At 71.1% G+C, this 11617-nt stretch carries 8 protein-coding genes and 2 pseudogenes; 5 read left to right on the top strand and 5 right to left on the bottom strand.

Translation table 11 applies throughout. The features are described 5' to 3' along the window. Nucleotides 1-320, bottom strand: a pseudogene (locus tag AWZ10_RS03130) (SGNH/GDSL hydrolase family protein); the annotation flags it as partial. Nucleotides 321-503: 183 nt separating this feature from the next. Between AWZ10_RS03130 and AWZ10_RS03125 the strand changes: the two are divergent. After that, nucleotides 504-953 (top strand): DUF6278 family protein, encoded by a 450-nt coding sequence (locus AWZ10_RS03125; RefSeq protein ID WP_046706979.1) that lies wholly within the window; start codon nucleotides 504-506, stop codon nucleotides 951-953. A 198-nt stretch (nucleotides 954-1151) separates the two neighbouring features. Further along, nucleotides 1152-1895, top strand: coding sequence for an amino acid ABC transporter ATP-binding protein (locus tag AWZ10_RS03120; RefSeq protein ID WP_046706980.1), 744 nt, complete (start codon nucleotides 1152-1154; stop codon nucleotides 1893-1895). Nucleotides 1896-2050: 155 nt separating this feature from the next. Here AWZ10_RS03120 and AWZ10_RS03115 read toward each other — a convergent pair whose 3' ends face one another. Together AWZ10_RS03115 and AWZ10_RS03110 are read right to left on the bottom strand one after the other, a co-directional pair. Then, a complete protein-coding gene (locus AWZ10_RS03115) occupies nucleotides 2051-3649 on the bottom strand; it encodes a CocE/NonD family hydrolase (protein ID WP_046706981.1) in 1599 nt (532 codons plus the stop codon). Between the two features lie 107 nt (nucleotides 3650-3756). Next, complete coding sequence (locus AWZ10_RS03110; protein ID WP_046706982.1) at nucleotides 3757-4518, bottom strand: hypothetical protein; 762 nt, start codon at nucleotides 4516-4518, stop codon at nucleotides 3757-3759. Nucleotides 4519-4701: 183 nt separating this feature from the next. On the opposite strand from AWZ10_RS03110, the gene ggt reads away from it, so the two are divergent. Continuing rightward, nucleotides 4702-6519: a gamma-glutamyltransferase gene (gene ggt, locus AWZ10_RS03105; RefSeq protein WP_060890379.1), complete on the top strand. Its 1818-nt coding sequence runs from the start codon at nucleotides 4702-4704 to the stop codon at nucleotides 6517-6519. Nucleotides 6520-6531: 12 nt separating this feature from the next. Here ggt and AWZ10_RS03100 read toward each other — a convergent pair whose 3' ends face one another. Continuing rightward, nucleotides 6532-9120 (bottom strand): ATP-dependent Clp protease ATP-binding subunit, encoded by a 2589-nt coding sequence (locus AWZ10_RS03100; protein WP_060890378.1) that lies wholly within the window; start codon nucleotides 9118-9120, stop codon nucleotides 6532-6534. Nucleotides 9121-9393: 273 nt separating this feature from the next. After that, entirely contained in the window at nucleotides 9394-10161 is a 768-nt protein-coding gene (gene map / locus AWZ10_RS03095; protein WP_046704400.1) for a type I methionyl aminopeptidase, read from the bottom strand. A gap of 73 nt (nucleotides 10162-10234) precedes the next feature. Here map and AWZ10_RS03090 point away from each other — a divergent pair, with 73 nt between their 5' ends. Both AWZ10_RS03090 and AWZ10_RS53425 read left to right on the top strand, forming a co-directional pair. Next, entirely contained in the window at nucleotides 10235-10510 is a 276-nt protein-coding gene (locus AWZ10_RS03090) for a helix-turn-helix domain-containing protein (protein WP_060890377.1), read from the top strand. A 180-nt stretch (nucleotides 10511-10690) separates the two neighbouring features. Further along, nucleotides 10691-11617, top strand: a pseudogene (locus tag AWZ10_RS53425) (hypothetical protein); the annotation flags it as partial.

The following is an 11617-nucleotide window of genomic DNA, read 5'->3' as shown; positions in this document are numbered from 1 at the left end:
GGCTCGCCCGCGGTGCGGCGCGGCCAGGTCAGACGCGCGCCCTGAACGGTCAGCGCGCGCCCGGGTGTCCACCCGGCGGCCGTCAGGTCGGCGGCGGAGAGGGAGCCGCCGGAGCCGTCGAAGTCGGCCTCGGCGGGCTGCCCGTCGTCGCTGACCGCACGGTTGTCGAAGAGGCGCTCCAGCGGCGCCGGTTCGGGCACCCCGTCGCCGGCGGCCCGGGCGGTGGCGACGGGTGCGACCGTCGCCAGGAGTGCCACTGCGACAGCCGTTCCCCAGACGCGTCGGCGCACGCGCGACCCCTCCCACTCGCTGATGACCATGACGGCGACGATGACGACGGATGCGACACCGGTACAACGATGAGACGACAGATACGCCACGAAGCCAATGAGGCGTCAGGAACCCGCCGATGAGGCGTGCACGAACTGCGGGCGAACTCCCGTCGAACAGGCGTCCCCGCGCGCCTGTGGTGCGAAGGGTGATGTGGATGACACGCTGAGCGCATGAACATCTCTTTCCTGGGCAACTGGCGCAAGAGGCGTGACCCCGCCTTCGGGGTCGCGGTGTTCACCGGGGGCGACGGTGACGACGACGGTCACGAAGGACTCGCCGAACTTCTCTCCGAATGCGAACTACTGCGCGCGCAGGCCACACAGGTCGGTGTTCGACTGGACGACTCCGCGACCTCCTTGGAAGCCCTGGACCAGCTCGTCCCGCGCTGGCGCGACGACGAGGAGACCCTGGCCTGGCTCGGTAACGACGCCGGGCTCTATCTGGGCACGGTCGTCGTACGGACCGTGCCGGGCGCCCGCTGGGAGATCTGGCCCAACGGGCAGCCGGTGGTGCGCCTGGCGTCCGGTCGTGAGATCGACGTGGTCGAGGCCGGTCAGGAGTGGGCCGCCAGCGGCGCACCGGAACTGTCCCAGCTGTACGCCGAGGTCGCGGAGGGATGACGGCCTCCCGCGCTGTCCCCCGCGCCGTCCCTCGCACCGCCTCCGACGCGGCCGATTCCAGAAAATACGGCTAATCCCCGACAGTGCGTGTCGTCCCTGGGGGCAACATCCGTCCGGATAGTTTGCGGCACCTGCGACACGACACGACACGACACGACACAACATGACACGACCGAGAGCGAGTAGGGCGGGCAGGGCATGGCGGTCGATCCGCTGATCGAGATGCACGACGTGAACAAGTACTTCGGCGAGCTGCATGTCCTGCAGGACATCGACCTCACCGTCGGCAAGGGGGAGGTGGTCGTGGTCATCGGCCCGTCGGGGTCGGGGAAGTCGACGCTGTGCAGGGCGATCAACCGGCTGGAGCCCATTCACTCCGGCACGATCCTGCTCGACGGGCAGCCGCTGCCGGACGAGGGCAAGAGCCTCGCGGCCCTCCGCGCGGACGTCGGCATGGTCTTCCAGGCGTTCAACCTCTTCGCGCACAAGACGGTCCTGCAGAACGTGTCGCTCGGTCAGGTCAAGGTCCGCAAACGGAAGAAGGAGGACGCCGACAGGCGCTCCCGCGAACTCCTCGACCGTGTCGGTCTCGCCGACCAGGCGCCGAAGTACCCGGCGCAGCTCTCCGGCGGTCAGCAGCAGCGCGTGGCCATCGCCCGCGCCCTCGCCATGGACCCCAAGGTCATGTTGTTCGACGAGCCGACCTCGGCCCTCGACCCGGAGATGATCAACGAAGTCCTCGAAGTCATGCAGCAGTTGGCACGAGAGGGCATGACCATGGTCGTCGTCACCCATGAGATGGGCTTCGCCCGCTCCGCGGCCAACCGCGTCGTCTTCATGGCCGACGGCCGTATCGTCGAGGACCGCACTCCGGACGGTTTCTTCACGAACCCGGAGAGCGACCGTGCCAAGGATTTCCTCTCCAAGATCCTCAAGCACTGACCACCGCCGCTGGACCGGACGCGGGCCTCGACTACGATGAGCGGTTCATCCACTTGGGGTGAGCGAGGCCGTGGACGCCACCCCGGCCGAAACAGGGACGCTGCTGCCAGGCGCGCAGTAGCCAGGGGCCAGGCCCGCCCGGCAGCAGCCGGAGATCACTGCTCGCGCAGCGGGATCGACACGTACGACGGGTCGTTCGGCGGCGAGGAGAAGGTCAGCTGCGCGCCGGTCGGGTTGTGCTCGATGTAGAGCGGGTCGACCGTGTCGACGACCAGGGCGAGACGGTGGCCCGCCGGAACGTCGTAGGCCGTGGAGAGCAGTTCCAGGTCCACGCCGAACGGCCGGCCGGGCGTCTCGCCGTGGAAGGTGTACGGCGCGTGGCTGACCAGCTTGCCGAGGCCGAGCGGGCCCACGTCGTACAGGTAGGCGACGAGGGTGCCGCTCTCCTTGGTGGCCGTGACCGTGGTGTGCAGCTCGGCGGTACCCCGCACGGCCTGCGCCTCGGCGTACTTCTCCGACTGCCACACGGCCGCCCAGCGGCGCGGCAGCAGCGGAATCGAGGCCACGGGCGGGAGTTGGGCCACCTGGTCGAGGATGCTGGAGAGGAAGACGACGCCGCCGTTCGCGCCCGAGTCGGTGTTCGCGCGGATCGTGGTGCCGCTCGTCAGGGCGATCTTCTTACGGGTCGCGGTGACGGACTTCCAGTCCGGATAGCCCTCGAAGGCGCCGCCCGTACGGGACTTGAGCCGGACGGGCTGCTCGCGGTCGATGCCGTTGGGCGTGCCCTTGAGGTAGCGGTCGAACCAGCGCTGCGTGTCCGTCCACACGTCGTTGGGCAGCCCGAACAGACCGGTCGCCTCCGTGGTGGCGTGGTCGCCGGGGCGCAGCTCCAGCCGTTTGGGACCGGTGAGCTTCTCGTAGAAGTCGGCGTACTGGTTGGGCGGGAAGATCGAGTCGCCCCAGGCGTTGGCGAGCATGACCGCCGTGCCGTTGGTGTTGAGCTGGTCCGGATAGGTCCCAGGGGAACGTTTCTTCCCCCAGGCGATCATGTCCTCCTCCTTGGTCAGGTCGGAGGCGTAGAAGTTCTCGAAGATCTGCTGGAGTTCGGGGCTCTGGCGGCCGGTGATCCGTCCGGCGCCGTCCAGCAGGGCGGCCGCCTGGAGGTGCTGGGTGCGTCCGCCGTAGATCGAGTCGATCAGGTCCGCCCAGCCGCTCAGCGCGGCGACCGCCTTGACGCGCTTGTCGTGCGCGGCGGTGAGCAGGCTGATGCCCGCCCCGTACGACAGCCCCGCCATGCCGATGTGCTCGGCGTCGGCCGGGGTGTTGGCGAGGGCCCAGTCGATCACCTTGGAGGCGTCGGCGGTGTCGGGTGGCCCCGCGACCTCTATGTATCCGCCGGACTCCCAGAAGCCGCGGACGTTGTAACTGACCACGACATAACCGGCGTCGGCGAGTTTCCGCGCCTGGGCCAGATACTCGATCTGGGGAAGGCCCCAGCTCGTGGGCAGCACGAGGAGCGGGTACGCGCGCGAGGTGTCGGCGGGTGCGACGACATTGGCCTTGAGGACCGTGCCGCCGTCGCCCTTGATGTCGACGAAGCGAGTGGTGGGCGCGGCGGTGGAACCGGACGCCGCCTGGGCGGCGGGGGCGAGGCCGAGGGCCGTGCCGGCGACCAGGGTGGCCGAGACGGCGCCCGCGGCGCTCGTACGCAGAGCCCTGGCTGTACGCGATGTGGTGCCGTGCAGGTGTCTCATGGGTCGCTCCTCACTCGTGTAAGTGCAAAGTGACCCGACGGTAACCGGACACCCTTACCAGAAGTAACTCCCCGGTAAGTTACGTGACGGTAACGTTCAGCCGTGAACTAGGAGGCGCGGTGCGAGATCTGTGCGGGGGCCGACGGTGCCGGTGCCGGGGTCTGGGCCGCGCGGGTGACGTCGGCGACGAGTTCGACCACATCGGCTCCGTACGCCTGGGAGTTGACGACCTTCAGGAGGAGCACGAAGGTGCCGGTGCCGTACTTGCGGTGGAGTCGCTCGTGGTTGCGGGCGAGGTAGCGGGTGGCGGCTTGGTTGGTGATCGCCCGCTGGCCGCAGAAGAGGAAGACGGGCCGGGCCTGGTCCGGCTGGCCGGTGGTGAGCCGGGCCAGGACGACGTGCTCGGTGATGCCCGGGTCCAGACGGTACTGCTCGCTGCCGATCTGGAAGGCGGCGCGGTGGGGGCCGGGCTCGGGGTCGCTGTTGAAGCTGATGCCGGGCAGCATGGCCGCTATGTGCGCTGCCATGCGGCGGTTGGACACGGGCCCTCCCACGCAGAACTCGGTGCGCTCGCCGAACCCCTGCTGGGCCGCGTCCTGGGTGATCATCTGCGCGTGCGAGCCGCAGCCCTTGATCAGCGCGGAGAGTTCCAGGAGCGCGAACACGTCGAAGCGGTGGACCGCCAGGTCCGCGCTGGACGGATCGCGGTTGACCACCAACAAGGACTCGGAGTTGTCGGGCAGCCCGAAGAACGTCTGCTTGCGGCGGAGTTTCCGCTTCCACAGGTACGTCCGGAAGAACCAGCCCAGCGAGGCACTGAGCCCCGCCGCGATCACGCCGAGGACGATATTGCGCACGTCGTCATTCATGGCCGCGCATGGTAGCGGGCGCGGCCGAACCCTGTCCGAATCCCTGTCCGATTCCGTGCCCGGTGTCCTGGTTCGGTGTGCCGTCGCGGGAGTGGTGCGGCACCGCCGGATGGCCGAGACGCCGCTGACGGGGCCATGGCACCCGCGTTAGTCTGCGCGGACGGTCCCTGACTGGAGGTACGGATGCGTCTGCGTCGTCCTGTCGCGCGGAAACTGGCTGTACTGGCGGCAACGTCCGCCGTGGTGTCGGTGGGGGCGGCCCCGCCGTCCTCGGCCGCGACGGACACCGTCGAGAAGGTCCCGGTCGCCGTCGGCTACGGCGGTGCCGTCTCCAGCGTCGACCCGGACGCCTCCGCCGCCGGCATCGAGGTGCTCCGCAAGGGCGGCAACGCGGTGGACGCGGCCGTCGCCACGGCCGCCGCGCTCGGCGTCACCGAGCCCTACTCCGCGGGCATCGGCGGAGGCGGCTACTTCGTCTACTACGACGCCGGGTCCCGTACGGTGCACACCATCGACGGCCGGGAGACCGCGCCCCTGAGCGCCGACGAGAACCTCTTCCTGGAGAACGGCACGCCGATCCCGTTCGCCGAGGCCGTCACCAGCGGGCTGAGCGTCGGCACGCCCGGCACCCCGGCGACCTGGCAGACGGCGCTGAAGAGTTGGGGCAGCAAGCCGCTCGGCAAGCTGCTGAAGCCCGCCGAGAAGATCGCCCGCGACGGGTTCACCGTCGACGCGACCTTCCGCGCCCAGACCGCCTCCAACGAGGGCCGGTTCCGCAACTTCCCGGACACCGTCGACCTCTACCTCCCCGGCGGGCAGCTGCCGGTGGTCGGCTCGACCCTCAAGAACCCCGATCTGGCCCGTACCTACGCGGAGCTGGGCCGCAAGGGCGTCGGGGCCCTCTACCGGGGCGACCTCGCGCAGGACATCGTCGACACGGTCAACAAGCCTCCCGTGGACCCGAGTTCGGGCTACAATGCCCGGCCCGGCGATCTGACCACCACCGACCTCGCCGTATACCGAGCCAAGCGCCAGGCGCCCACGAAAGCCTCGTACCGCGGCCTCGGTGTCTACGGGATGGCCCCCTCGTCCTCCGGCGGTACGACGGTCGCCGAGGCGCTCAACATCCTGGAGCGGACCGACCTCGCGAAGGCGAGCGACGTCCAGTACCTGCACCGCTACATCGAGGCGAGCCGTATCGCGTTCGCCGACCGTGGCCGCTGGGTCGGCGACCCCGCCTTCGAGGACGTGCCGACGAAGGGGCTGCTGTCGCAGCGGTTCGCCGACTCGCGCGAGTGCCTGATCAAGGACGACGCGGTGCTCACCAGCCCCGTCGCGCCGGGTGACCCGCGCAATCCGGCTCCCTGCGCGACCGGCGGTACGGCCGCGCCGACGACGTACGAGGGCGACAGCACGACCCATCTCACGGTCGCAGACAAGTGGGGCAACGTCGTCTCGTACACGCTCACCATCGAGCAGACCGGCGGCAGTGGCATCACCGTGCCGGGCCGGGGCTTCCTGCTCAACAACGAGCTGACGGACTTCTCCTTCACCCCGGCCAACCCGGCCGTGCACGACCCCAACCTGCCGGGGCCGGGCAAGCGGCCGCGCTCGTCGATGTCGCCGACGATCGTGCTCGACCAGCACGACAAGCCCGTGGTGGCGCTCGGTTCACCGGGCGGCGCGACCATCATCACGACCGTGCTGCAGACCCTGACCGGCTTCCTCGACCGGGACCTGCCGCTGGTCGACGCGATCGCGGCGCCCCGCGCCAGCCAGCGCAACCAGACCACCACGGAGCTCGAACCGGGTCTGTGGAACAGCCCGTTGAGGACCGAGCTCGAAGCCATCGGGCACGGCTTCCGGCAGAACCCGGAGATCGGCGCGGCCACCGCCGTCCAGCGCCTGTCGAACGGCAGGTGGCTGGCCGCCGCGGAGACGGTACGACGCGGGGGCGGCTCGGCGATGGTCGTGCACCCCGCGAAGCAGGGGCACCCGTAGCGGGTTGCCCGGCTAAGCAGGCCGGTCGGGGTCGGGCGGCGTCGACGTCGTACGGAAGGCGAGCCGCCCGTCCCCCACCTCCGCCGCCACCCGGCTGCCGGACGGCAGCCGGCCGTCGAGGAGCAGTCGGGACAGCGGGTTGTCGACCTCCCGCTGGATCGTGCGGCGCAGCGGGCGGGCGCCGTACTCGGGCTGGTCTCCGTGGCGGGCGAGCCATGAGACGGCCTGCTCGGTGAACTCGGCGGTGACACCCCGCGCGTGCAGCCGGTCCCGGGTCCGCTCCAGCAACAGGTCGGTGATCCGCCGCAGTTGGTCGTCGGTGAGCCGGCGGAAGACGACGATCTCGTCGACGCGGTTGAGGAACTCGGGCCGGAAGTGCTCCCGCAACGGCCGCAGGATCCGCTCGCGCCGGTCCTCCTCGTCCGCCTCGGCGCCGCCCGCCGAGAAGCCCAGCCCCGACCCGCTCCTGCCGACGGCCTCCGAGCCCAGGTTGCTCGTCATGACGATCACGGCGTTGGTGAAGTCGACCGTGCGGCCCTGCGCGTCGGTGAGCCTGCCGTCGTCGAGGACCTGCAGCAGCAGGTTGAAGACGTCCGGGTGGGCCTTCTCCACCTCGTCCAGCAGCAGCAGCGCGTACGGATGCCGTCGTACGGCCTCCGTCAGCTGCCCGGCGTCCTCGTGGCCGACGTAGCCGGGCGGGGCGCCGACCAGCCGGCTGACCGCGTGCCGCTCCTGGTACTCGCTCATGTCGAGCCGCACCATCCGGTCCTCGCCGCCGAAGAGGGCCTCCGCCAGCGCGCGGGCCAGTTCCGTCTTGCCGACGCCGGTCGGGCCCAGGAAGAGGAAGCTGCCGATCGGCCGTTCGGGACTGGCCAGCCCGGCGCGCGAGCGCAGCACCGCGTCCGCCACCACGCGCACCGCCTCGTCCTGCCCGACGACCCGCTGACGCAGCCGCTGTTCCAGCCCCAGCAGCCGTTCCCTCTCCTCCTGGGTGAGGCTGCTGACGGGGATGCCTGTCTGCCGGGAGACGACCTCGGCGATGTCCTCGGCGGTGATCTCCAGACTCTGCCCGTCGTCGGCCCGTTCCCCGCCGTGGTCCGCTCCGATCCGCTGTCGCAACTCACCGATCCGGTCCCGCAGCCGCGTGGCCCGCTCGTACTGCTCGCCCGCGACCGCCTGGTCCTTGTCCCTGGTCAGCTGCTCGATCTCCCGCTCCAGGGTCCGCAGATCCGTCCCCTTGGTCCGGGCACGCAGCCGGACGCGGGCCCCGGCGCGGTCCATCAGGTCGATGGCCTTGTCGGGCAGCCGTCGGTCGGTGAGATACCGGTCCGACAGGTCCACCGCGGCCACCAGTGCCTCGTCGGTGTAGCGGACCTGGTGGTGGGCCTCGTACCGGTCGCGCAGCCCGCGCAGGATCTCCAGGGCGTCATCGCCGCTCGGCTCGGGGACCAGCACGGGCTGGAACCGGCGGGCCAGCGCCGCGTCCTTCTCGATCCGCCGGTACTCCTCCAGGGTCGTCGCCCCCACGATGTTCAGCTCTCCGCGCGCCAGGGCCGGCTTGAGCATGCTGCCCGCGTCCAGCACGCCGCCCTCGCCCGAACCGGCGCCCACGACCGTGTGCAACTCGTCGATGAAGACGACCAGTTCCCCGGAGTGCGTGCGGATCTCGTCGACGATGCCGGTGAGCCGCTCCTCGAAGTCGCCCCGGTAACGGGTCCCGGCGACCACCCCGGACAGATCCAGGGCGACCACCCGGCGCCCGGCCAGTACGTCGGGCACGTCACCCTCGGCGATGCGCTGGGCCAGCCCCTCCACGATCGCGGTCTTGCCGACGCCCGCCTCACCGATGAGCACGGGGTTGTTCTTGCCGCGCCGGGACAGCACTTCGACGGTCTGCTCGATCTCCTCCTCCCGCCCGATGACCGGGTCGATACGGCCCTGACGGGCGAGGTCGGTCAGATCGCGGCCGTACTTGTCGAGGGTCGGTGTGGCGGTGGACATGCGGTGCGGCAACCCGGAGAGGGGGATCCCGGCGGGCGGGGTCGCCGCCGACGGGTCCGAGGGGTCCGAAGGGTCCGACGCGTCCGGCGGCAGCGCGGAGGCCGAGAGCCGCGCGGCGCCGAGGATGTGGCCGGCGGCCGAGTCCGGGTTGGCGGCGAGGGCGCTCAGGACGTGTTCGGGGCCGATGTGGCCGGAGCCGGTGCCCCGGGCCAGTTCGTGTGCGTCCAGCAGGGCCCGCTTGACCGCGGGGGTCAGGGCCAGGGACGCGGGCGGCGGCCCCTGGCCCGGCTTGTGCCGCTCCGGGCCGGACCGCTCGTCGATCTCACCGGCCAGCGCGTCGGGGTCGACGCCCGTGCGGGCCACCAGACTTCGGCCCGGCTCGGCACTCAGCGCGGCGCGCAGCAGATGCTGGGTGTCCAGGTCCCTGCTGCCGTGCCGCGCCGCGTACGCCGCCGCGTCGGCCACCAACTGGCGGGCCGGACCGCTCATCAGCCGGCCGATCTCGATCCGCTGCGGGCGCGGCCCGCCGAAGAAACGGGCGAAGAACTCACTGAGGGGGTCCGGACCGTAGCCCTCGGGCCCGGGGAATCCGTTGTTCATTCGCCACCGGGTTCCCGCGTGTTGCGGGGATACACCGGTGGCGCCGTTGGGGGTTGCGGGTTCGTTTGTAGCTGCGGGTGGGTGGGGGCTGGTCGCGCAGTTCCCCGCGCCCCTGAAAAGCGGGGCTGCGCCCCCTGCTTTCATCGGCCGGCGGGGCCGTCTTGCTGAGGCCCGCGGGCCTGGGCTTTCAGGGGCGCGGGGAACTGCGCGAGAAGCCCCACGTACCCGCAGTCGCACGATCACCCGCAGCTCGACGGCGCTCCGATGTCGCCGTCACCGCGCGGTCAGTACCCGCGGCCCCGTATCCGTGATGGCGACCGTATGTTCCGCATGGGCCGCCCGGGAACCGTCGTCCGTGCGCAACGTCCACCCGTCCGGCGCCGCGTGGTACCCGTCGCCGCCCCCGCCGATCAGCATCGGTTCGATCGCCAGGACCATCCCGTGCCGCAGCTTCATCCCGCGTCCGGGCCGCCCCTCGTTCGGTACCCCTGGGTCCTCGTGCATATGGCGGCCGATCCCGTGGCCCCCGAAGCCGTCGGGAATCCCGTACCCTGCCGTGCGGCACACCGTGCCGATCGCGTGCGCGATGTCGCCGATGCGGTTGCCGACGACGGCCGCCCCGATGCCCGCCGCGAGGGCGCGTTCGGCCGTCTCGACGAGCCGCAGGTCGGCGGCGCGCGGCTCCCCCACCACGAAGCTGATCGCCGAGTCCCCGACCCAGCCGCCCAGTTCGGCGCCGAAGTCCATGGACACCAGGTCGCCGTCGCGCAGCCGGTACGCCGTCGGGATGCCGTGCACGATCGCGTCGTTCACGGAGGCGCAGATCACCGCCGGGAAGGGCGTGGGCGCGAAGGACGGGCGATAACCGAGGAACGGCGACGAGGCACCCGCCTCCCGCAGTACCTCGCGCGCCACCTCGTCCAGTTCGAGCAGGGAGACGCCCACGCCGGCGGCGCTCCGCACCGCGGTCAGCGCCCGCCCAACGACCTGCCCGGCCTCGTACATCGCGTCCATCGACGCGTCCGTCTTCAGTTCCACCATGCCAATTACTATACCGCTCAATATCCAATTAATATACCGGTCCGCCGGAGGGGATCGGTATTAGAATGGGGGCATGGTGCGCACCCCACTGACCCCCGAAGAGCGTGAACGCGGCGAGCGGCTCGGCCGGTTGCTGCGTGAGGCCCGCGGCGGCCGCAGTATGGCGGAGATCGCCGCAGGCGCGGGCATCTCCGCGGAGACCCTGCGGAAGATCGAGACCGGCCGGGCCCCCACCCCGGCCTTCTTCACGGTCGCCGCTCTCGCCCGCGCGCTGGGTCTGTCCATGGACGCCCTCGTCACGCGGTGCGCACCGGCCGCCGATACGGCCCCGACGGCCGCGGTCGCCTGAGCCGTTTCGCCGTCATGGCTGGAGTCGTTCGCCGTGATGGCCTGAACCCCTCACGCACAGCTGTCGCACGGCCGCGTACGGCACACTGCGTCCGCTACGAAAACTTCGCGTAGCCGTCCTGTAACACAACTGGTGTTTTCTTGCGGACCGGAGCACTCCAGTCTGCCGGGGGAGTATGCGATGGCTGTGGATCAACTCCCGGGACAAGTACGGGAGTTCGCGGGATACCTGAACAAGCTGATGACGAAGCTCGACCAGGGCGGTGGCTGGTGCGCCGTTTTCTGGCAGCGCGACCCCGACGGCATGCGGGTCTGCCTGGACGGTCTGGAGGTGCCGCCCTGGGACGTCGTCGAAGCGCTCATGCACGACCTCGGCACCGCGTACGGTCCCGCCGCGGCGGCCCAGGAGACCGAGCGGGCCCGTGCCCTGCACAGCGCCTCGCTCGCCGCGTACGACTCCCGGCCCGGCGGCCGTGACGCCCTCGGTGACCGGCTCGACGTCATGCTCCGCGAGCAGCGCTACGCCGCCGAACGCACCGCCGAACTGACCCGCCGACTCCAGGCCGCCACCTCCCAGGAGGAGGCCGACTCCGTCCGCCTGGACCTGGCCTGGGCCCATGACGACCGCGAACGCGCCACGGCCCGCTGCACAGAACTGCACACCCGCATCGAGGACCTCGACCGCCGCGCCCCGCACAGCCCCGTGCGGGGCGCGGCGCACGTTCCGGGGAACACCGCCGGGGACGTCTTCCGGGTGGGCGCGCCGGAAGCGGAGGAACGCCCGGCCGACTCGGCGGAGCGCCCCGGCGGGGGTACGCACACGGACCGGTACGGCGACGGACGTACCCACGCGGACCGGTACGGCGGCGAACGCACGCACGAGGACCAGTACGGCGACGGACGTATACACGACGGACGTATACACACGGACCCCTATGGTGGCGGCCGTTCCCTCGACGGCCGAGCGCCCGACAGCCGCACCCCCGAGGAGGCCGGCGCGTACGACGCCCGGCACGACACCTACGCGGGCGCCTTCCCCGAGACGGACGAAGTCGCCCGGACCGCCCCCGGCCCCGGCCCCGAGTCCGACCCCCAGCACCCCGACCCG

Origin of the sequence: Streptomyces europaeiscabiei (genome assembly GCF_001550375.1) — a bacterium.
GTDB classification, from domain to species: domain Bacteria; phylum Actinomycetota; class Actinomycetes; order Streptomycetales; family Streptomycetaceae; genus Streptomyces; species Streptomyces europaeiscabiei.
The sequence above is the reverse complement of the archived record's forward strand: the minus strand, read 5'-3'. Positions and strand labels throughout refer to the sequence as shown.

Bases quoted from the DNA above. Each gene is read 5' to 3' on its own strand.
- AWZ10_RS03100 (WP_060890378.1), bottom strand. From the start codon at position 9,120: ATGAACAACGGATTCCCCGGGCCCGAGGGCTACGGTCCGGACCCCCTC.
- ggt (WP_060890379.1), top strand. From the start codon at position 4,702: ATGCGTCTGCGTCGTCCTGTCGCGCGGAAACTGGCTGTACTGGCGGCA.
- AWZ10_RS03090 (WP_060890377.1), top strand. From the start codon at position 10,235: ATGGTGCGCACCCCACTGACCCCCGAAGAGCGTGAACGCGGCGAGCGG.
- AWZ10_RS03120 (WP_046706980.1), top strand. From the start codon at position 1,152: ATGGCGGTCGATCCGCTGATCGAGATGCACGACGTGAACAAGTACTTC.
- AWZ10_RS03115 (WP_046706981.1), bottom strand. From the start codon at position 3,649: ATGAGACACCTGCACGGCACCACATCGCGTACAGCCAGGGCTCTGCGT.
- AWZ10_RS03125 (WP_046706979.1), top strand. From the start codon at position 504: ATGAACATCTCTTTCCTGGGCAACTGGCGCAAGAGGCGTGACCCCGCC.
- AWZ10_RS03110 (WP_046706982.1), bottom strand. From the start codon at position 4,518: ATGAATGACGACGTGCGCAATATCGTCCTCGGCGTGATCGCGGCGGGG.
- map (WP_046704400.1), bottom strand. From the start codon at position 10,161: ATGGTGGAACTGAAGACGGACGCGTCGATGGACGCGATGTACGAGGCC.